The following is a 22065-nucleotide window of genomic DNA, read 5'->3' as shown; positions in this document are numbered from 1 at the left end:
ATTTGGTTACTGAATTGTTTTTTTTCTTGAGGTTCTGAGGTTCTGAGAGGCTAAGGGACTAAGTTTTTTTTCTCAGCACCTCAGAACCTTAGTCCCTTAGCACCTAAAGATTTTTCAACTGATTCTCTTTTTTATCCTGGCTGATTGTCCAGAAGAAACCTACGAAGAAAAATCTGTCGGCGGTTGGAGTTACGGCTTGTCTTTGGTAAACTCCGTTTGGATCTGGCAATTTTGCGTAATCATATCCGTAGATATTTTTCGTTCCTAAAATATTCGAAACTGAGAAATAAAGGATTTTTTGTGTCGTCAATAAATACGCCCAGTTAAAACTTAAACTGTTGTACGATTTTGTTTTTCCGTTCATAAATTGAGTCTGATTCGGATCGTTGTACGGGCGCCCAGAACTGAAACTGTTTGTAAATCCGATTTGCGATTTCCAGTCTGTAATGAAATACTTCGTTACAACAGATAAACTATGATTAGCGATAAAACTTGGTGTTGCCATTGTTGGAAAATTCTTGTATTGTCTTTCTGAATCGATGTACGAATACGAAATCCAATATTCTAAATTTTTGTACAAATTGCTGTCTCTCCAAAACAAATCGATTCCTTTTGCATATCCATAACCATTGTTATTGAAAACCGAATTATATTGAAGATCTTTCGTGTCATATTGAACCAAGTTGCTGTAATCTTTATAATATGCTTCGGCTCTAAAAGTCTGTCCTGGTTTTGTAAATTGGTAATTCAAGATATAATGTCTCGCTTTTTCGCTTTCGAATTGATGGTATTTTGAATATTTAATATAATCTACAACCGGCGTTTGAGAAAAATCTCCGTAAGCAAAAGAGAACTGACTGCTTTTTGAAACTTTGTAAGCTAAAGACGCTCTTGGTGCAATATTGTTTTCATCTAACAAACTATTGTTTGAGAATCGCAGACCCACTTTCATTGCCAATTTTTTAGAGAACAAAATATCGCCTTCGGCATACGCTGCAAAAATATTTGAATCGTAACCATTTGCTGCAGTGATAGAAACATTGTCATCAAAATTTTCATTGTATTTTGTGATGAAATAGTCTGTACCAAAAGACAATTTGAAATAATTTGAAACTTTTTTCTGCAATTTTAATTTCAACTGTGCAGCATTTTCATTGTTGTCAACATCGCTGATATTGTACTTCAGTTTATTTTTGCTGTATCCGTAACTAATTCCAGATGTAATTTGCCAGCCCGTTCCAAAACTTCCTTTGTAAGATGAATTCAAATAGAAGTTATTATTGTTCATATCCGTTCTGATCGGATTTTCGAAATTGACATTTTTCTGATTCAAATCGAATTTTTCAGAATCAAAAGCAGCATAAAATTTAAAAATTCCGTTTGTGAAATTATATCTGTAAACTGTTTCTCCGCCAAGCGATTGATATGGGCTATTCCAATCTACATTTTGAGGAATTACAGCTTGATAAGGCGCTAAATTGATGTACGACATATTTACGCTTACCGAACTTTTTTTGAATTTTTGCGTATTTGCCAAACTTAATCCAACAGTCATTAAACCAATATCTGTTTTTTCATGATCAGCTTCATCCTGCGTATTTAAAAGCAAAACACTTGACAAAGCTTCACCATATTCTGCCGAATAACCTCCAGTAGAAAACGCAATTCCGCTGAATAAAAAAGGAGAAAATCGGCTTCTTGTTGGCAAATTATTTGTTGTAGCTCCGTATGGTTGTGCAACACGTATTCCGTCTACGAAAGTCTGCGTTTCGCTGGCTTCTCCACCGCGCACAAACAAACGCCCATCTTCGCCTACATTTTGTGTTCCTGGCAAAGTCTGCAAAGCCGCAATAATATTTCCGGCAGAACCTGCAGTCGTAACAATATCTAAAGGTTTTAAAACCGAAACTCTCGCTTTGTCGCCAGATTCTAATGTTCCGGCAGTAATTACTACCGCGTCAAGTGCATTTACATTTTCGCGTAATTTAACAGTTTGATTTTTATAATTGGCAACATCAATTTCTTGTTTGAAAGTTTCGAAAAGTAAAAAACTTACCACTATAAATTTATTTCCGGTTTCACTTGTTTCAAAAGAAAAATCTCCCGTTTCAGAACTTGTTGCGCCGTCATAAGTTCCATCAATATAAATATTTGCACCGGCAACTGGTTTCCCTTTTTGGTCAACAACTTTTCCTGAAATCGTATTTTGAGCAAAAATTAAAGCTGTAAAAAATAAAAGGCTTATTGTAAAAAATAATTTGGTTTTCATGTCATCTTTGGTTTTTGATGAAGCAAATGTATTTTAACAATTCGTGTTAAAAAATATATAATAACCCAATTGTAGAATTTCGAGGATGAGTTGTAAATTACTAATTTGTATATTAGCTAGGAATTCCAAAATCACCTATTATGTCAGAAAATAAGAGAATTTCAAGTCTATATCAATCCATTTACGATGGAAATCCTTTTCTAGAGGTAACCCTTTCAAACACTTTGCAAAATGTTACTGCAGAACAGGCTTACCGAAAAATAAATCCGAAATTAAATACTATTTGGGAAATTGTAAACCATTTAATTCAGTGGAGGCGAAATATTTTGCAGCGCATGCAAGGCGAAACCATAGTTACTCCAGATCACAATTATTTTGTTCCAGTTTTGGATCCGTCTGAAGCTGCTTGGGAACAATCGCTTCAAACTTTGGCAAAATCACAAGAAGCTTGGAATGCTTTTTTTGAAGATTTTAATGATGATCATTTGGCTAAAATCTACGTTAATAATGGCCATACTTATTATGAGCATCTACACGGAATTATTCAGCATGATGTGTATCATTTAGGGCAAATTGTTATTTTGAAGAAGTTGCTTTAATTTAATTCTAACACATAGAAACATAGTCCCGAGGCTTCGGGATCATACCTAAAAGAGAATTTTTAAAAATCTAGATTTTACACATAGTAACTATGTGAATGTATGAAAATGAAATGCCTTTACCACAATTGGAAAGCTATGTTTCTATGCGTTTAAAAATAAAGAGATTATGAAAAAATCAATACTGTTATTCGCATTTTTGCTATTAAGCGCAATTGGATTTTCTCAGAAAACGGAAGTCAAATATGATGAAAAACTGGCAAAATCTCTTAATGCCGATGAATATGGAATGAAAAAATATGTTTTCTGCCTATTAAAATCGGGAACTAATACGACGGCTTCAAAAGAAGAAACCAAAAAACTTTTTGAAGGTCATATGGCAAATATTGGAAAATTAGCCAAGGAAGGAAAACTGGTTGTCGCTGGACCATTTATGGAAAACGACAGAAATTATCGTGGCATTTATGTTTTTAATGTTGAAACTATAGAAGAAGCAAAAGCCCTCGTAGCAACAGATCCTGCCATAAAAGCAAATTTACTTGAAGCCGAATTAACGCCTTGGTATTGCACTGCTGCCTTGCAGGAAATTCCAAAAATACACGAGAAAATTGCCAAGACAAAAATGTAATATTTTATTTCTTTAAACTATTTACCTTCTTTTTTATGATAAACCAAGTTATTAGATTTACTTCTTTTGCAGTTTTTCTTTTACTAGCATTTTTTCTATTCAATTGCTCAGGAAAAAACAGCTCTGAAATATCTGAGGAGACGAAACTAATTGTAGAAAAGATAGAAAAAATAAATGTTGTTATGGGTTCTGCTGTAGGTTATGGAGGAAATAGACCAAAACAATATGATAATTTTGAAGCACTAAAAAAAACAGCTTCAAAAGAAGAATTATTGCTATTAACTAGTCATTCGAATGCAGCAGTACGATGCTATTCTTTTTGGGCTTTGACATCCTATAAAAATGTTGATTTATTTTCTATTATTAAAAATCACATAACTGATAATGGCTTGGTAAAAACACAGTTTGGCTGTAGCGGTTCTACAGAAAAAGTAGGGGATTTTTTTATTAATCTTGTCAATCCAAAATATGAAAATTCTGAAATTAGAAAATTATCTCAAGAGGAATTCGTTAAATTGGATAGCATTCTAATTAATCAAAAAAACGATCTTTATGCATCAGACATTGCTATTGAAAATGCAGTACCAACTAAAGCTCTTTATTCAAAAATTAGAAATTTAGCAGTAAAAAATCATAATCAAAGCGCTTTGGTTACTTTATCAAAATATAAAAATCCAAATGATATTGAACTAATTCTTAACAATAGAGATAAAGATGCCGATGATGAAAGTGGATATTTCTTCACTTACAAAGCAATACAAAATTTTCCAGATGCTCGCTTTTTACCTTTTTTAGAAAAGAGAGTATACGAAAGTTTAGACAATGATCATTTCTCTCATGAATGGCTAGAAATGTATGCTGCAATTGCTTCTTATAAAAATCAAAAAGCAGTTGAAATTTTAAAAATTCCCTTTACAAAATTTCAGAATCAGGACATTAAAGAATATCGTATTAAGTTTGTTTACGAAGCCATTGTAGCCAATCAATCTCAATTATATAACAATTTATTATGGAGAATTTGGCAGAACGAACACATTATTACTTTGGATGGTTTTAAATATTTGCTACAGGTCAATAGCGCTAAAACTCTAGAATTTGCTAAAAAGGAGCTAAAACCAAATTATCAGATAAAGAAAACAGACAAAGTTGCTCAGACAAATCAAAAAATGATTACTGCAAATTTAGAAGAAACTTTATTGAACTTTATTCTTTTAAATGACAAACCCTTTGTTTACAATATCCTAAAAGAAAAAATTGTAAATGCCGATGTTAGTGATTTTGAAACCTACTGTACAAAAGTTTTAGAATTAGAAGATTCTTCTTTTGCACCAATTCTTTTAAAAAGATTAACAACAGAAGACAATCCATATGTTTATCTCCCAATTGCTGAAACTTTAATTTCTTTTAAAGACAAAGCCATCAACAAAAAACTATTGGAAGTTAGAAAGCAAAACAAAAATATGAATGAAGATTGGGGAAGCGATTCTTTAGACGAAATTCTAAAAAAGAATAATATTAAATAAAAGACATATTTATTATCTTATAAAATATGAAAACTGAAAAAGAAAAAATGATCTCTGGCGAATATTACAACGCCTTTGATCCCGAATTGGTAAAAGGCCGAAGAGCCGCTAAAAATCTGTTGCACAGCTTAAACGTAAAAGAATACCGAGTTACCAAAAGAGCAAAAGAAATTCTAAAAGAACTAATTCCGAATACCGGAGAAGGCTTTTATATCGAACCACCTTTTCATTGCGATTACGGATATAATATTTTCTGTGGCGACAACGTTTATTTTAATGTGAATTGTGTTGTTTTAGACTGCGCGCCAGTAAATATCGGTTCCAATGTTTTTATTGCACCAAATGTTCAAATTTACACTGCCTCTCATCCGCTTGACGCAGAATTGAGAAAAACACTTGAAAATGCGTATCCGGTTACAATTGGCGACGATTGTTGGATTGGTGGAAATTCCGTTCTTTGTCCGGGTGTGACAATTGGCAAAGGTTGTGTCATTGGCGCCGGATCTGTGGTTACAAAAGACATTCCAGACAATTCATTGGCCGTTGGAAATCCAGCAAAAGTTATTCGAAAATTAAATCAAGAACCTGAATCAAAAAAATAATGCTTACCCTTAATAAAGTTCACCATATTGCCATTTTATGCTCTGATTACGAAAAATCGAAATATTTCTATACCCAGATTTTAGGTTTAACAATTATTCGAGAAATCTATCGCGAAGAACGTCAATCTTATAAATTGGATTTGGCTTTGAATGGCTCTTATGTTGTAGAATTATTTTCATTCCCAAATCCGCCACAAAGACCTTCAAGACCTGAAGCTGTTGGTTTAAGGCATTTGGCTTTTGAAGTTATCAATCTAGAAGAAACTATTGCTTTTCTTACTTCAAAAAATATAGAATCAGAACCAATTAGAATTGACGAAACTACTGAAAAACGCTTCACTTTTATCGCTGATCCTGATTTGTTGCCGATTGAGTTTTATGAGAGATAAGTTTTTTTAGGGGCAAAGGTTCAGAGAGGCAAAGGTTCATAGGTTTTCTTTGAGTTAAAGAGTAAAGCTAAAGTTTGTCATTTCGACCGAAGGGAGAAATCACACGCGGGATTCGACAAAGATTGGAGACATTCAATGCGGAATTCCTAGTGTGATTTCTCCCTTCGGTCGAAATGACAAAAATGAGAGAGCCTCTGAAACTTTGCTCCTTTGCCCCTCCGTACCTTAAAAAAATCTTACTTCAACAATTTTAACATATTATAAAGACCGATTATTATTAAAAAACAGATTTGATTGTCTAATTTTGTGAAATCGCAAATAAATCCAGCGACAGCAAAATCACTTCTGATGAACAAAACGGCGCAAATCAAGAAAAATCATCAATTTATCAAATTCCGAAAACTAGTTATTGTTTCTATTTTAATTGGCTTTCTATCTGCCTTTCTCGGAATTTCACTAAAAAAAATAACGGAATATTACGAAGAAATCTTCTTTCACGAAGTTTCGGTTCATCCAATATTTTATATCCTTTTCCCTGTTTTTGGATTATCAGTCATTTATTTTCTGAGACAATATCTTTTTAAGAAAAAAGAAAACAAAGGCATCAAAGAAGTTTTTGAAAGTACGCAAACCAAAAAGAATCTTCCTTCTTATAAAATCCCATCACACTTTATAAACGGTTTGCTGACGGTTATTTTTGGAGGTTCAACGGGAATTGAAGTTTCTACAGTTGTAGCAACTGCAACGATCGGTTCAGTAGCACACGAAAAAGAAAATGTTTTCCGTCAATATAAAACGGAACTAATTTGTGCCGGAGTTGCAGCTGGAGTTACAGCACTTTTCAGCAGTCCGATTGCCGGAATTTTATTTGCTTTAGAGGTTATTTCGCGAAAAGTAACTCGTGCTTTTATCATTTCAAACGTAGTTGCTGTTTCAATTGCTTTCGGTTTGCTGACCATTTTAAAAGAAGAACCTTTATTTGCCGTTTCTATCGCAACCTGGCATTTAAAAGCGATTCCGTATTTCATTCTCTTAGGAATTTTAGCCGGAATGAATTCGGTTTATTTGACCAGATGTGTATTATTCTTTAAATCGCAATTTGGAAAAATTGACACCCATTATTACAAAATTCTGATTGGTTCTATAGTATTAAGTGTTTCTTTATTTACTTTTCCGCAATTGTACGGCGAAGGATACCACGCTATAAAAGAAATTTTCAGTAGTTCAAGTGAACTTCCGTTAACGATAACTTTAGCACTGACTTTTATTGGAATCTTGATTTTAAAACCAATTGTAACTTCCATTACGCTTGCTTCTGGAGGCGATGGTGGTGTTTTTGCACCAAGTCTATTTATTGGCGCTTTCTTAGGATTATTATTGGCTTCTATTTTAAACAGCTTTTTCCATGTAAATGTAATTCCGGTGAACTTCATGATTATCGGAATGGCTGCAGTTTTAAGCGCCAGTATTCATGCGCCTTTTACGGCAATTTTCTTAGTTTGCGGACTAACAAATGATTATACATTATTTTTCCCAATTCTTGTTGTTTGCCTAATTTCAAAATATACAGCAAAAACAATTTATCCGTACACAGTTTATAGCTACGCTCCAAGCTTAACAAAATAATCCAGAAATAATTTTCTTGGTAATAAAGCCAAATAATATACCCCAAAGTATATTTAAAAACATAACGAGCTAAATAATATTAGGAATACTATGCCCACTGAAAAAATAAAAAGAGGTTATCGCAAAACACGTTACATTCTTTACAAAGAAACTTTAGTAGATTATAAGGAACATTTCTGGTCGTTTTTAGGATCATTTGTTGGGATTGGAATTCTGGCTTATTTGGAAGCTAGTCATTTTTCTGGAAGTGACGTTGTGTACATGATCGGTTCTTTTGGAGCATCAAGTGTTTTGATTTACGGAATTATTCAGAGTCCGTTTTCGCAGCCGAGAAATTTAGTTGGCGGTCACGTGATCTCTGCCTTAATTGGAGTTACGGTAAATAAACTAGTTCCAGATATTGTATGGATTTCTGCACCTCTTGCCGTTTCGCTTTCCATAATTTTTATGCAGATTACCAAAACGTTGCATCCACCAGGTGGCGCCACAGCGCTTATTGCGGTTACAGGTTCTGCCCAAATAAAAGGTCTTGGTTATATGTACGTGATTTCTCCAGTTCTTATTGGAGTTTTGATTTTGCTCTTGACTGCTTTGATTTTTAACAATATGACTTCAAGCAGAAGTTATCCAAGTCATAGCACATATCACAAACATTATCATAGGATTAGAAAGAGATTGATTGGAAAGTAATAATTATTTCTGCGTTCCTGCAAGGTTTCCGAAACCTTGTAGGTTTGTAATTATAGCAGACTTATACCTACAAGGTTTTGAAAACCTTGCAGGAGAACCAAACTAAACAATTCTGTAAATCAAAAGATTAAAATCTTTTCAACAAATCTCAATTCGTAATTCGTATTTCGTTTTTTATATTTTACCTTTGACCTCTCAATAAAAACAAAGATTATGGTTTATAAATTTAGAGTTATTCTAGACGCCGAAGAAGATATTTTTAGAGACATTGCAATTCTTGAGGAAGATACTCTTGAGGATTTACACAATGCAATCTTCAACGCTTTTGGCTTTGACGGATCAGAAGTGGCTTCATTTTATACTTGCGATGAGACTTGGAATCAAGAAGATGAAATTCCGCTTTTTGACACAGGTGATGTTCCTGGCGAAATGAGAACCATGAACGATTATCCTTTATCGAGTATTTTAGACAAACAAAATACTAAGATTATCTACGTTTATGATTTTATCAGTATGTGGACTTTTTTGGTTGAGTTAGCAGCAATCGAAGAAGAAGCCGTTGGAGCAATCTATCCTGAGACTTTATTTTCTCACGGTGAAATGCCTGACAAGGCTATCGAAAAAAACTTCGAGGCCGATATGCACGATGATATCTACGGAGAATTTGAAGACGACCTAGATGAAGACGATCTTGATATGTTCGAAGGCGATGACAGCTTCGAAGATTATGGATTTGAGGAGAATTGGAACTGACGTTAGTTGCTAAGATTCTGAGACACTAAGATTCTAAGCTTTTTATTTGAAAGATTTTTCTTATTTTTAAAATTAATTTAAAAATAGAAAATGAGTCATTTTAGAAAAATATTAGTTTGGCAAAAGTCAATTTCCTTAGTTACCAAAATTTACAAAGCAACAAGTACATTTCCAAAAGAAGAAATGTTTGGATTAACTTCGCAAATACGTCGTAGTTCGGTTTCCATTCCTAGCAATATTGCGGAAGGATCAGGCAGAGAAAGCAGTAAAGATTTTTTACGATTTTTATATATCTCTCTTGGCTCTATATTTGAGATGCAGACTCAACTCGAAATTGCAAAAAATATAATTTACATAAACGAAGAAGAATTTAACCTTTTATATGAGGATAGTCGAGAGATCGAAAGAATGTTAGCGTCATTAATTAGAAAATTAAAAGACAATAATTAAAAAACTTAGTATCTTAGAAACTTAGAATCTCAGCAACTCAAAAAAATGATCAACCTATTCAACACCCACATCGACACGCTTTCTATACACCGTGTAGGAAATAAAAGCCGTAACGAAGCTATTTTTTTATCAGAGCAGCCATTTAATTTAAATGATGAAATTGTTCCTTTGATAAAAGAATTCTTTTTTAAGCCTTTTAGAGAAAAAGAAGAAAACTATTATCAGTTTGCGCACGAAGTGGACTTGGACTACAACGACATGTTTAAATATGCGACTGAGATTTTTGCCAATCCGTCAAATGTGCATGAGGTTTCTAAAAACATCACAAAACATTTATATGAGCAGTCAAACCATCCGCATATTAAAAACGGAGAGGTCTATGTAACCTATTTGACCAATCTAAGTATCGATAATAATGTTGTAGATGCAATTGGGATTTTTAAAAGCGAATTGCAGGCCGACTTTTTACAGTTTGAAGAAAAAAACAGCAACCTTGAAATGATTCTGCAACAAGGAATCAACCTGAACAAATTGGATAAAGGATGTTTAATTTTTAATTACAAAAAAGAAGAAGGATACAAAATTTTAACTGTTGACAGCAACCGCTACGATGCGCGTTACTGGTTAGAGCACTTTTTATCTGTAGACGCTTTTGAAGATGAAAATTTCATCACAAAAAAATATTTAAAATTCTGTCAAAACTTCGCAAAAGACGTGGTTTTGCCAGCCGAAGACAAGAAAGAGGAAGTAATGTTTATGAACCGATCTGTGAATTATTTCGCTAAAAATGATCAGTTTGAAGAACAAAATTTCTTGAATGAAGTACTAGACAATCCAGACTTGATTCCTGAATTCAAAAATTATAAAGTTGATAAAGGAGAAAAATACAGCATCGAAGATGTCACCTCATTCCCAATTGCCAACGCAGCAGTTTCTGACGCTAGAAAATCGATTAAAAATGTGATCAATTTAGATACTCACATTCAGATCAAAATGGATTTTATTAATCCAGAAAGCGCAGAAAAATTTGTTGAAAAAGGCTGGGATGAAGAAAAACAAATGTATTACTACTTAGTTTACTTCAACAAAGAAGAAAAAAACTAAGAGGTTTTCATTTTCTATTACTTACTTACTAAAACAGAAAACGGCAATTACAAATGTAATTGCCGTTTTTTATTATTGTTCTTTTCATTATAAAATCGAGAAAACCGCTTTTACAATATCATCATAAACTTGTTTGTCTCTTTCTCCGGTGCGCGCTAAAACACGAATTCCGGAATAACTATTAAAGATAAATCGGGCCAAGCCCCTTGCGTCCTGTTGTTTAGAAATATGTCCTGCCTCCTGCCCTTTTTTAACGGCATTTGTAAAAACCTCTTCCATGGTCTTGCTGTTATCTTTTACAATTTTGGCAATTTCTTCGTCGTGCATAGCAAGCTCTACCGAAGAATTCACCATAAAACAACCTTTTGTTATTCGGTTTTCCAAACTCTCTAAAACGGCTTGTTTAAAAATATCGTGTAAAGTCTTTTTTACATTATCCGATTTCTCCAAAAGATCTTTGACAGTTTCTTGTGCTTGTTTTTGATAGCGCTGCAACGATTTTGAAAACAGCTTTTGCTTATCGCCAAAAGTATCATACAAACTCGAACGGCTTAAACCCAAATACGTTACTAAATCCTGAGCGGAAGTTCCGTTGTAGCCTTTGTGCCAAAAAATTTCGATTGCTTTGTCTAAAGCCTTATCTTCATTAAATTCTTTCGTTCTAGCCATCGTTTCAAAATTAAATTTCTATACAAAGATAACAATTATACGGAACAATCGTTCCTGAATTAGTCAAAAAAATTATACCACGGCGTTAACAGTAAGCCCACCATCAACAACGATTTCAGTTCCTGTAATAAAAGAGGCATCATCTGAAGCCAAGAAAGCAACTGTTTTAGCAATTTCTGAAGATTGAGCAAAACGTTTCAAAAGAATTTTTTCACCAAGAACAGCTCCAAAACCTTCTACTTCTTCTTTTTGCAAACCTAGTTTTCCGTACAAAGGAGTCTCAACTGGACCAGGTGAAACAGCATTTACTCTGATTTTTCTTGAAGCTAATTCAACAGCAAATACCTTATTAAAAGATAAAACTGCTGCTTTGCTTGCTGCATAAACACTTGAATTTGGCATTCCTAAATGAGCATTTACTGAAGTATTAAAAATAATAGAACCGCCGTCATTCAAAATTGGAAGCAATTTTTGAACTGTAAAATAAACACCTTTTGTGTTTACGTTCATGATTGTATCGTAGTGTTCCTCTGGAGCTAATTCTACCGGAGCAAAAGAAGCTACACCTGCGTTCAAGAATACAATATCAATTTTTCCAAATTTTGTTTTTACTTCTTCAACTAAATTATCAATTGATTTCAAATCTGATTGATCTGCAACAAATCCAGTAACATTTAATTCTTTTTCTGCCTTAACAAGAGCTTCTTCGTTTCTTCCTGTTACAATTACTTTTGCGCCTTTTGCTTTTAATTCTGCTGCAGCTGCATATCCTATTCCACTGTTTCCGCCAGTTACGATCGCAACTTTGTTTTCTAAATTTTTCATTTTTATTTGTTTTAAGTTATTGATTATTCAATTATTATGGCACAAAGATATAATAACGGAACGATCGTTCCGTTATTATCGATGTTAATTTTTAGTTAAAAATTCAGCGACCGTTTCAGAAGCCTCTATTTACAAAGGAATTAACTATCAGACCATAAAGGAAACAAATTGCAATTTGTCGCCAATTCTTAATATTTGCTTAATTTTGTGTTCTAAAACAATAAATATGGAACGCCTTTTGCCAAATGAAAGTCCTTTCGAAACCATAATCTCTTTTCATAAATTAATTGAGTCTTTTGAAGAAATCGCTTCATCAGATGTGGATTACAGATCTAACTACGCCAAAGCCATTTTAAAAGAAGTAGAAGCTTTTCCGGAATTCAGAACAGGAATTCATAATTATGATATCATAAAAAACAACGAAGATTTAATTAAAAATATAGTTGCCGATTTATTTCCGACCGCTCTGACAAACAACGAAATAAAAGCAATTACAATTCCGTTTCAAAATGTCTCCTTTAATTATACGGAGCGTTTCAAGAAAATCCTTCGTAACGCTGGGGACGAGTTTTATATGGAAATTCGAGATTTTGATGATCATCAATTTTACATCAATAACTGTTGTTTGATATTAGCGTATTATTATAATCAGAACATCGATTTCAACAAACCTTTTTTCTATGATATTCCAGATGAGCAAGGTATTGAAAGACATTACCGAATTCTCTATAATGCCGATTTCATGGAAATTATGCCAACTGAAAGAGCAATAGAATTAACTCAAGAAGACATTGACCAATTAATTGACAATTACAATGATATTGAGTTATGGAAATCTAAATTTCCTAAAAGAAGCTGGATTTTAAAAGGTTTCGGAATGGTTTCTTTGTTTGATGCAACAACAGAAAGTGCTATTTCAAATCTGAAAAGTAATCTATTAAAACCTGATTCTGAAGCGGCTTCTTCAAATGAAATCATACTTGCTATTTTTAAATCTATTTTTAAAATTTCAAGTCTAAAAGTAGGTTTCATTATTTATAATGCTGAAGAAGAAAAATTTATTAAGCCTGTAAAGTTTGATAGTCAGATGCAAAGTTTTCTTTTGAATACAGATGAAGAAATCGATTGCAAAAATGCTTTTTTTGGATGTTCCTTTGAAAATCTTCTGGATAAGAAAGAACCTTTTGTGATTTCGAATGTTGAAAAATTCATCGAAGAATCTAGTAATAAAAGACTCGGCGAGCATTTATTAAGACAAGGCATTAAAAGCTGTGTTTTTGCGCCAGTTATTAAAGACGACCAATTATTAGGTGTTGTTGAATTAGTTTCTGAAAATCCACGTGATTTAAATAGTGTCAATGCAACAAAACTAGAGTTGATTTTACCCTATTTAACAGACACGATTGATCGCTACAATACTGATATGCAGCATCAAATCGAGGCTATTATTCAGCGTGAATATACTACGATTCACCCGAGTGTTTACTGGAAATTCAGGAAAGAATCTCAGAATTACTTTCAAAATATCAATCATACAAAAGATTATATCTTTAAAGAAATCGTTTTTAAAAATGTATATCCGCTTTATGGACAAATCGATATTAAAGGTTCATCGGAACACCGAAATGAAACCGTAAAAATTGATTTAAAAAATCAGCTTACTACGCTTTTGGAAATTTTTGACAATCAAGAAATAAATTCGAATCTTGTTCTTTTGGAACAACGAAAATTTGAATTGGAATCACTCCGAAAAGAGTTGGATTTCCCGTTGAAAGCTGACACAGAACAACAAATTCAACGTTATATTGAAGAAGAAATCCATCCGATTTTAAAAAATACCAAAGGTTCTCCACAAAATGAAAAATTAGAAGCTTTGTATTTTGAAAGTCTCGATGAGAAATCAGGTTTGTTTTATCAGGAAAGAAAGAAATTTGACAATGCGATGTCTATCATCAATAAAAAACTGGCATCGATTTTAGACAAAAAACAAGTTGAAGCGCAACAAATTTATCCGCATTATTACGAGCGTTTTAAAACCGATGGCGTTGAGCATAATTTATATATTGGTGCGTCAATTTCGCCAACAAAACCTTTTGATATCATGTATTTGCATAATTTGAGGTTATGGCAATTGCAGACGTTATGCGAAATGGAATTAGAACATCATCAGCTGAAAGCATCGCTTCCGTACGAATTAGATGTCACATCTTTGATTTTAGTTTTCAGTGTGCCGCTTTCGATTCGCTTCAGAATGGATGAAAAACGTTTTGATGTTGATGGAACATACAACGCTCGTTACGAAGTAGTTAAAAAAAGAATTGATAAATCGAATATCAAAGGAACAAAAGAGAGAATCGTTGAAAAAGAAAAAATTACAATCGTTTATACTCAAAATAACGAAGAAACGGAGTATTTAAAATACATTAAATATTTGCAGTACAAAAAAATACTGGAACCAGCCATTGAGCAGTTTGAAGTTGAAGATCTTCAAGGAGTTTCGGGCTTGAGAGCCATTCGAGTAAAAGTAATCAATAATACAGTCACTGAATCGGCAAAAAAAATTACGTATCAAGATTTATTAGATGAGCTCAACTAAGTTAGTTGAGCTTTTTGATTTTTCAACACATAGAAACATAGATTTTGAAACTTAAAAAAGGCATTTCACTTGCATCAATGCACATAGATATGGCTATGTGTTAGAAACTAGTTTCTTACTCTGCTCCTTTCTACATATAGAAAACCTATGTTTCTATGTGTTTAATTTTAACGACAAAGAAACTAAATTGATCTAAAAGCAATTACAAATGCAATGACAGTAACGATTATTCCGATCATAAAAAGATTATAGGCAATTCGGAGTAAGTTGTATTTGCGTTGTAAAACCAATCCGAGGTAATACAAATCTTTTATCATGGTTGAATACAGATACTCTCTGTCTTTCATCATTTCGTTCATCGCCCAGTCGTATTCTTCAAAAGGCATTTTATAAAAATTGCCAAAAAACATCAAGTTTACCTTTTTAGCCTCGACATCGTCGCGCGTAAAAAATCCGGAAGTCACTTTTGGTCGTGTTGACAGAATCGCAAAAATAATAGTCACAACACTAGAAATCAACATTATGAATGTCGGAATTACTAAATGCGCATTTTTTGGACTGTCGAGTTTTGGTATAATTGAAGAAAGTGCAATCGAAATAATAATAGCATTCACAGACAATAAAATATTTGCTTTGCTGTCTGCAATGCCGCTTAAACGTGTATGATTTCCGAGTGTAACGCGAAACAGCGTATCAATTCCGCGTTCTGGCCTTTCAATCTTAACTTTCTTTTTATTTTCTGCGTCAATTTCCTTTGCTGCTTTCAATTCCTGTTTGCTTATTTTTTTTTGAATTAGAACTAAATTTTTCTCTTTTAGCGGTTGCCATTTTTTTAGAGCGTAATCCGTATAAAATCGATGTTTATTCAAAAGGAAATTCAAATTCTCTCTTGTCCATTCGGCATTAGAAAAACTTACTATTCCGGTATTTTTTAATTCCAATCGAAGCAATTCGCAAGTCGTTGTATATTCTTCTCCCATTAAATGCGCATAATCAGCATCTTTAATGATTTTTTCCAAAAGAGTTTTTGGCTCATAATCTTTGGCTGTAGCCAAAATCAAACTCGAAACAAGCGCAATAAATTCCTCTGATTTTCCTCTTTCTTGCAAAAAATCTTCAGCAATTTTTGTGCTTTCTTTTTCGTGATTTTCATGTCCGTTAATGTATCCCGTATCATGAAACCATGCCGCAACCAGTAGCGCTTCCTTATCTTTATCTCCTACATCTTCTTTTTTGCAAAGCTCCTTTACAGCAGAAACTACGGTTAAAGTATGGTTAAAATTATGGTAAGAATATAAATTAGAAAGTTTATCTTTGAGTAAATTACTGACGAAATCTTCGGATTGTTCTATTAGATTCATAAGAGAATATTTTAATACCACTAAAATATGAAATTGTTTTTGGATAACCATTTTATTGCCAAGATTAAAAAATACTGTTTGGCAATCATGGCACTTTTCATCATTTATTCCTGTGCAACTCGAAAGGCGCAATACGGAAAAAATGTGAGCGCCAACGAAACAGAAAACGCTACTGATACCATAAAAATTGCTCATACTTTTTTTCTTGTTGGAGATGCTGGAAATGCTGATGAAGCACAAGCGCAACAAACACTGGAGCTTTTGCATCAAAAGCTGAAGAAAGCGAATAAAAAATCGACGTTGCTTTTTTTAGGCGACAATATTTATCCGAAAGGATTTCCAGCTGACAAAAATGCGGAAGACAAAGCTTTGGCAGAAACAAAACTGACTAATCAGTTAAAATTGGCAGAAGGCTTTAAAGGTAAAACTATATTTATTCCCGGAAATCACGATTGGTACAACGGCATCAAAGGCTTGGAGCGTCAAGCGGATTTTGTAACGAAATATTTAAATGACAAAAAAGCATTTCTGCCAAGAAAAACGTGTCCAATTGAAGATGTAAAAATTGACAGTACTGCAACGTTAGTGACAATTGACAGCGAATGGTTTTTGGAAGATTGGAACAATCACCCAACAATAAACGACAATTGCGACATTAAAACCCGAGAAGATTTTTTTGATGAACTTGAAAGTATTTTAAACAAAAATCAGGAGAAAACCGTCATTCTGGCTATTCACCATCCTTTGCTGAGCAACGGAACCCACGGCGGTCAATTTTCGATGGAAAAACAATTATTTCCTTTAGAGAAAAAAATTCCGCTTCCAGTAATTGGCTCTTTTATTAATTTATTGCGAAAAACATCTGGCGCGAGTCCGCAGGATCTTCAAAATAAACAATATACGATTTACGCCAAAAGAATAAAAACGCTTTTACAGAAACAAAAAAATGTAATTGTAGTTTCAGGCCACGATCATAATCTGCAATACATCAGCGAAGAAAATATTCAGCAAATTATCAGTGGCGCAGGATCTAAATCAGAAGCCGCGAGAGCCATCAGCGAAAATGATTTTTCATATGGTGGAAATGGTTATGCAACTCTTACTTTATTTAAAAGCGGCGATGCAAAAGTTTCTTATTTTGGAAATGAAAACAACAAGGAAAAACTGCTTTTTGAGCGCGAAATCATAAAAGCAAAAGAAATAAATTGGGGAGCTGATATTCCGAATAAATTCCCTTCAACGGTTATCTCTTCAATTTATCCTAAAGAATTGACAGACAAAAGCGGTTTTTATAGATTCCTTTTCGGAAAACATTACAGAAAATACTATAGCATGCCAATTGAAGCCAAAACAGCAACTATTGACACACTTTTAGGAGGTTTAAAACCGATTCGCGAAGGCGGAGGACATCAATCTATTTCACTTCGAATGTCTGATCCTCAGGGTCGTGATTTTGTGATGCGTGCCATGAAAAAAAGTGCAACCACATTTTTGCAGTCGGTTGCCATTAAGGACCAATATGTTGTAAATGATTTCGAAAAAACGTTTACAGAACGTTTTTTACTGGATTTTTATACCACTTCTTATCCTTATGGCCCATATACAACAGGAAGCATGTCTGATAAAATTGGGCTTTCGCATACGAATCCGGTTTTATATTACATCCCGAAACAAAATGCTCTTGGCGAATTTAATGCTAGTTATGGAGATGAATTGTATATGGTTGAAGAAAGACCTGCAGACAATCATTTAGACGGAAAAAACTTTGGGCATCCAACAGATATCATCAGTACGGACGATATGATGAAAAATCTGCATAAGGACGAAAAATATTCGGTTGATGAAAAAGAATATATAAAAGCTCGTTTGTTTGATATGCTTATTGGCGATTGGGACAGACACAGCGATCAATGGCGCTGGGGCGAATACAAAAAAGGAGACAAGGTTGTTTACAAACCGATTCCGCGTGACCGTGATCAGGCTTATCCAAATTACGATGGAGCAATGTTTAGAATTTTCATTATGAATGTTCCTGCACTTCGTCATATGCGAACTTTTAAAGATAAAATTGACAATGTAAAATGGTTAGGAAGAGAAGCCTACCCAATGGATTTGGCTTTTTTACGAACTGCCGAAGAAAAAGACTGGATCGAACAGGCAAAATTTATTCAAGAACATTTAACGGATGCAGATATTGCAAATGCTTTCAAGGGCATGCCAAAAGAAGTTCAGGATGAAACGGCGCAGGAAATCATTAGAAAATTACAAAAACGAAAAAAAGATCTTCAGAAATACGCTTCAGAATATTTTGATGTCTTAAGTCATACCGTAATGCTTGCAGGAACCGATAAAAAAGACAAATTTGTTGTTGATCATAATGCCAAGAAAAGCCTTGAGATTCAAGTTTTCAGAATTAAAAAAGAGGGTGACGAATTAGTTTATACTAAAACCGTAACTGACGATAAAACTGCAAATCTATGGATTTATGGTCTTGATGATGATGATGTTTTTGAAGTAAAAGGAACTAAAAAATCAAGCATTAAAATTCGATTGATTGGCGGTCAAAACAATGATACGTATAACATTGAAAATGGCAAAAAGGTCATCGTTTATGATTTTAAATCAAAAGAAAACACCTATAATCTTGACTCAAAAACCAAAACACAGTTGACTGACGATTATGAAGTGAATTTATATAACTATGAAAAACCAAAATATAATGTCGTTACTGGATTGCCAAATATTGGCTACAATCCTGATGACGGTGTTAAAGTAGGTTTTAACGTAGGTTATACGGTCAATAATTTCAAACAAAATCCTTATACGCAAAGACATACGTTAAATGCTTTCTATTATTTTGCTACAGGCGGTTTAGAATTTAATTATGCTGCACATTTCCCTGGTTTGCTTGGAAAATGGGTAATTGATGTAGAATCACAATACACTACGCCAAATTTTGCAATCAACTATTTTGGTTACGGAAACGAAACTGTAAATAACGACGACGAATTTGGAATGGACTACAACCGTGTTCGTATTAGAACGTTTAATCTTTCGGGGGCGATACGTCATGTTGGGCGCTACGGAAGCGAATTCAGTATGCATCCAATTTTTCAAAGAATGAGCGTTCAGGAAACTGAAAATAGATTTATTGATGTTCCAGGAGTTGTAAATCCTGCGGTTTTTGACAATCAAAGTTATGGCGGATTTAAAGTAAAATATGTGTTTAAAAATTCAGATTTTGTGGCAAAACCAACTTTAGGAATTTATTTTATGGCATCGGGAACTTGGACAACAAATTTGGAGGAAACTCAAAAAAACTTCCCTACGCTGGAAAGTATTTTAGGTTTTACGCATAGAATCGATCATAACGGAAAATTAGTTTTGGCGACATTTTTAAAAACCAAAGCCATCTTAAATAACAATTACGAATTTTATCAAGGTGCTGCTTTAGGTGGCGATACTGATTTACGCGGTTATAGAAACGAACGCTTTTTAGGAAATTCTTATTTCTCGCAAAGTACCGATTTAAGGTTCAGCATTGGAAAAATTCATCGTACGGTTGCTCCATTAACCTACGGAATTTTAGGCGGATTTGACTACGGAAGAATCTGGCTTGACGGAGAAAGTTCGAGAAAATGGCATCAAGATTTTGGTGGTGGTTTCTGGCTGAATACCGTAAACCTTTTAACAGCAAGGATTTCGTATTTCCAATCTCCAGATGAACCTGGAAGAGTTATTTTTGGAGCGGCTTATAGCTTTTAGCTTTAGGCTCAAAGGTTCAGAGTTACAAAGGTTCAAAGTTTTTTAGCCACGAATCACGAATTTTATTATGCAAAATCTTCGTGAATTCGTGGCTATTTTTTTCTCATTATTTTTAGCCTTTGAACCTTTGCAACTCTGAACCTTTGAACCTAATTAAGCTTGAATTCATACACATTCCCTCCAATTTTATCCGCTTTTTCATCGGCGATTAAAAGGGTGTTGTTGTCTTTAAAAACTATGGCTTCTTTTTGTGAAAAGTGATTCAGGCCTATTTCGATTTGTTTTCCTTTGTGAAACAAATCGCCTTTGAAATCTTTAAATAATACAATTTTATCGTGGCTCAACAAAACAACTTTTTTTCCGTCTGGGCTTATTGTTGCGCTGGTCAATACACAATGATTGTAGTTGTCGCAGGTTTTGAACTCTCCTATTTTAACCGCTTTTTGAGTTCCTTTTGCATTTTTGATTTTGTAGATAAAAGCCGTTCCGTCAAAACCTTTGCTTCTGTTTTTTGTGAAGAGGTAAAAATATCCGTTTAGTTCAAAAAAGCCCTCAACATCATAAAACATTTCTTTTTTCTTTGGAGGAAATTCGGTTTGTTCTGGATACGAAAATGAGATTTTATATTCGGCGGAAGCCACATCTTTATTCAACTGATTTTTAGCAACTTTATAAATGCATAAATCTTTGCGCTGATTATCATTATTTCCAAAATCGCCTATATAAATATTCCCAGATTTATCTTTAGTAATATCTTCCCAATCGACATTTGTAGCATTTGAAATTGTGATGGTTTTAGCCAGTTTTCCTTTGGAATCAATCGCATAAATAGCATTTTTATTACCGCTGTCCTCTATAGTGTAAATCAAATTCGTTTCAGGAAAATAGGTAATTCCAGAAACCTCTTTTAATTTCTTTGGAAGCGAAAAAAGCGTTTTAAAATTACTGCTCGTCTGTTGCTGACAAGCCATTAAAACAATAGAAACGGCTACTAAAAAAGATTTTCTCATAAGATAAATTTTTCTTTAGCCACAGATATCACAGATTATAATGATTTAAAAAATCCGTTTAATCTGTGAAATCTGTGGCCTAAACTTTTAAACTAAATTAGTGTTTTTAAAATTACGCGTGATAAACTCAAACGCCGCTTGCATAATGTGTCCCATTGATCTGGCATTTTTAAATTTCATATCGTTGGTATATCGGTACAATTCCATTTTAAGTTGATCCAAGTGCTCTTGAGTCGAAATCGTATCATGACACATTATATTCAATAATTTTTTAATTCTATTTTCGGCAGAATGAATACGTTTTGCCAAGATTGCTCTTTCTTCATCTTTATACTGAATGATCGAACGCTCTTCTAATTTTTCTTTTATAAGCTGAATCATAGGATAATTTTCCTTGAAAAACTGCGGACGATAGACTTTAAAATTTCCTTCATAACATTGTTGGTCAAAATCAATTGGGCGGATTTTATACACCACTTGGTCAAAATCGTGAATTGGAACAATTACATAATTGTACGCTCGCATATCGCCAAGCAAACGAATCATACAGCGTTCATTAAACTTTACAAATTCTTTTGCAATTTGGGCTTTTTCGGTTTCGGTACATTTATCCAGCAAAGTATCCATAAAAACATCGCCCGGAATTCCGATAATATGCTCTTCGATCAAAGTATCATTGTAAACTAAAAAGTTGATTTTATCTGGCGAAAGAATATCTTCCAACTCTAAACCGTAAATTCTCGAAGCGTCGGCTTTTTTAATATAAAAATGAACATAATTGTCATTCAGAATATTTCGGACTTTAATTCTAAAAGGCTTTGAATTTCCAAAAGTGCAATAATCAATAGCATCAATATTTAGAAATTGAATAATTTCGCTGTTTCCGTCAGAATGGAGCAATGAGTAAATTTTCTTTAAGTTCAGATCAATTTCATTTCGCTCAAATTCATTGTAATACACGCGAATCCACAACGTATCAGTTTCATTTTTATCATATACATTGATCGAACCTGAAAATCGCAACAAATCATCGTAAAAAACAGAAACCTTCGAAATACGCTCGAATCTGTCCAAATAACTTAAAAGCGGTTGTGTTAAAGGGTATGAAGGTTTTTTTAAAACCATTAAAGGCTCGCTCATTTTGAATATCTTTAACCCATTGGGCAAATTAAAAAATATACTCTAACACACAGAAACATAGATTTT

18 protein-coding genes are annotated in these 22065 nt (G+C 33.6%); 12 read left to right on the top strand and 6 right to left on the bottom strand.

The window, feature by feature from the left end; all coding sequences use genetic code 11:
* Positions 1-103: 103 nt before the first annotated feature.
* Positions 104-2269 carry a TonB-dependent receptor gene (locus FND99_RS12430; RefSeq protein WP_144338277.1) on the bottom strand — a complete coding sequence of 722 codons (2166 nt, stop codon included), beginning with the start codon at positions 2267-2269 and terminating at the stop codon, positions 104-106.
* A 140-nt stretch (positions 2270-2409) separates the two neighbouring features.
* Between FND99_RS12430 and FND99_RS12425 the strand changes: the two genes are divergently transcribed.
* The 10 genes from FND99_RS12425 to FND99_RS12380 all read left to right on the top strand — a co-directional run bounded on the left by FND99_RS12425 (position 2410) and on the right by FND99_RS12380 (position 10633).
* Positions 2410-2868, top strand: coding sequence for a DinB family protein (locus tag FND99_RS12425; protein ID WP_144338276.1), 459 nt, complete (start codon positions 2410-2412; stop codon positions 2866-2868).
* 169 nt (positions 2869-3037) lie between these two features.
* Entirely contained in the window at positions 3038-3496 is a 459-nt protein-coding gene (locus tag FND99_RS12420; RefSeq protein ID WP_144338275.1) for a YciI family protein, read from the top strand.
* A gap of 35 nt (positions 3497-3531) precedes the next feature.
* Positions 3532-5019 (top strand): hypothetical protein, encoded by a 1488-nt coding sequence (locus FND99_RS12415; RefSeq protein ID WP_144338274.1) that lies wholly within the window; start codon positions 3532-3534, stop codon positions 5017-5019.
* Between the two features lie 26 nt (positions 5020-5045).
* Positions 5046-5621 (top strand): sugar O-acetyltransferase, encoded by a 576-nt coding sequence (locus FND99_RS12410; protein ID WP_144338273.1) that lies wholly within the window; start codon positions 5046-5048, stop codon positions 5619-5621.
* Positions 5621-6010 carry an SMU1112c/YaeR family gloxylase I-like metalloprotein gene (gene gloA2, locus FND99_RS12405; protein ID WP_111363319.1) on the top strand — a complete coding sequence of 130 codons (390 nt, stop codon included), beginning with the start codon at positions 5621-5623 and terminating at the stop codon, positions 6008-6010. Before FND99_RS12410 ends, gloA2 begins: the two co-directional genes overlap by 1 nt.
* Before the next feature lie 348 nt (positions 6011-6358).
* A complete protein-coding gene (locus FND99_RS12400) occupies positions 6359-7636 on the top strand; it encodes a chloride channel protein (RefSeq protein WP_144338318.1) in 1278 nt (425 codons plus the stop codon).
* Positions 7637-7726: 90 nt separating this feature from the next.
* Complete coding sequence (locus tag FND99_RS12395; RefSeq protein ID WP_144338272.1) at positions 7727-8326, top strand: HPP family protein; 600 nt, start codon at positions 7727-7729, stop codon at positions 8324-8326.
* A 213-nt stretch (positions 8327-8539) separates the two neighbouring features.
* Complete coding sequence (locus FND99_RS12390) at positions 8540-9079, top strand: IS1096 element passenger TnpR family protein (protein ID WP_144338271.1); 540 nt, start codon at positions 8540-8542, stop codon at positions 9077-9079.
* Between the two features lie 90 nt (positions 9080-9169).
* On the top strand, positions 9170-9529 hold the full coding sequence (locus FND99_RS12385) for a four helix bundle protein (RefSeq protein WP_144338270.1): 360 nt from the start codon (positions 9170-9172) through the stop codon (positions 9527-9529).
* A gap of 45 nt (positions 9530-9574) precedes the next feature.
* A complete protein-coding gene (locus tag FND99_RS12380; protein ID WP_144338269.1) occupies positions 9575-10633 on the top strand; it encodes a nucleoid-associated protein in 1059 nt (352 codons plus the stop codon).
* 87 nt (positions 10634-10720) lie between these two features.
* Here the strand turns inward: FND99_RS12380 and FND99_RS12375 are convergent, their stop codons facing one another.
* Positions 10721-11302 carry a TetR/AcrR family transcriptional regulator gene (locus FND99_RS12375; protein WP_144338268.1) on the bottom strand — a complete coding sequence of 194 codons (582 nt, stop codon included), beginning with the start codon at positions 11300-11302 and terminating at the stop codon, positions 10721-10723.
* Between the two features lie 72 nt (positions 11303-11374).
* Positions 11375-12127 (bottom strand): SDR family oxidoreductase, encoded by a 753-nt coding sequence (locus FND99_RS12370; protein WP_144338267.1) that lies wholly within the window; start codon positions 12125-12127, stop codon positions 11375-11377.
* A 226-nt stretch (positions 12128-12353) separates the two neighbouring features.
* Here FND99_RS12370 and FND99_RS12365 point away from each other — a divergent pair, with 226 nt between their 5' ends.
* The gene (locus FND99_RS12365; RefSeq protein ID WP_144338266.1) at positions 12354-14723 is read left to right on the top strand and encodes a GAF domain-containing protein; all 2370 of its coding nucleotides are present in this window, start codon (positions 12354-12356) and stop codon (positions 14721-14723) included.
* Between the two features lie 182 nt (positions 14724-14905).
* Here the strand turns inward: FND99_RS12365 and FND99_RS12360 are convergent, their stop codons facing one another.
* Positions 14906-16084, bottom strand: a complete 1179-nt coding sequence (locus tag FND99_RS12360) for a Pycsar system effector family protein (RefSeq protein WP_144338265.1) — start codon at positions 16082-16084, stop codon at positions 14906-14908.
* Positions 16085-16111: 27 nt separating this feature from the next.
* Between FND99_RS12360 and FND99_RS12355 the strand changes: the two genes are divergently transcribed.
* Positions 16112-19849, top strand: a complete 3738-nt coding sequence (locus FND99_RS12355; RefSeq protein WP_144338264.1) for a metallophosphoesterase — start codon at positions 16112-16114, stop codon at positions 19847-19849.
* Between the two features lie 149 nt (positions 19850-19998).
* Here the strand turns inward: FND99_RS12355 and FND99_RS12350 are convergent, their stop codons facing one another.
* Both FND99_RS12350 and FND99_RS12345 read right to left on the bottom strand, forming a co-directional pair.
* Complete coding sequence (locus FND99_RS12350; RefSeq protein ID WP_144338263.1) at positions 19999-20859, bottom strand: SdiA-regulated domain-containing protein; 861 nt, start codon at positions 20857-20859, stop codon at positions 19999-20001.
* Between the two features lie 87 nt (positions 20860-20946).
* Positions 20947-21999 (bottom strand): hypothetical protein, encoded by a 1053-nt coding sequence (locus FND99_RS12345; protein WP_144338262.1) that lies wholly within the window; start codon positions 21997-21999, stop codon positions 20947-20949.
* Positions 22000-22065: the final 66 nt, after the last annotated feature.

This window comes from Flavobacterium daemonense (assembly GCF_007341385.1).
Classification (GTDB): Bacteria; Bacteroidota; Bacteroidia; order Flavobacteriales; family Flavobacteriaceae; genus Flavobacterium; species Flavobacterium daemonense.
Note: the sequence above shows the minus strand (reverse complement) of the source record. Positions and strands in the feature narration are given on the sequence as shown.